Genomic DNA, 522 nt, shown 5'->3' with positions numbered 1-522 from the left:
GAGCCTGATCATAGCGTTTTGGAGTTCGGGCGGTACTCCAAAGACACATCTTTTCCCGCTGTTTTGTGAATAAGCCAGTATGGCGGTGGACACAAAACATTTCCTGTCCGCTACTTTAGAACGTTAGGTGACGTCATTTTGCGGCGTTCGCCCTATCCTGCATCGTATTAAGAAATGCAGCTATAGCGTGTACGGTGCCGAAGATAAGCCTAGCGATATTCCGCTTCCTCGCTCACTGACTCGCTACGCTCGGTCGTTCGGCTGCGGCGAGCGGTGTCTGCTCACTCAAAAGCGGAGATGCGGTTATCCACAGAATCAGGGGATAAAGCCAAAAGAAACATGTGAGCAAAAAACGAGAACCCGGAAAAAGCTGCGCCGTTGGCGTTTTTCCATAGGCTCCGCCCCCCTGACGAGCATCATAAAAATCGACGCTCAAGTCAGAGGTGGCGAAACCCGACAGGACTATAAAGATACCAGGCGTTTCCCCCTGGAAGCTCCCTCGTGCGCTCTCCTGTTCCGACC

General features: G+C 52.5%; 1 protein-coding gene. It reads right to left on the bottom strand.

The window, feature by feature from the left end; genetic code table 11:
* Nucleotides 1-232: 232 nt before the first annotated feature.
* A partial coding sequence (locus tag PH558_RS34080) for a hypothetical protein (protein ID WP_285208567.1) occupies nucleotides 233-522 on the bottom strand: 290 nt, incomplete at its 5' end.

The organism is Rhizobium pantanalense (assembly GCF_030182525.1).
In the GTDB taxonomy this organism is placed as follows: Bacteria; Pseudomonadota; Alphaproteobacteria; order Rhizobiales; family Rhizobiaceae; genus Rhizobium.
This window is presented reverse-complemented; position numbering and strand designations above follow the sequence as displayed.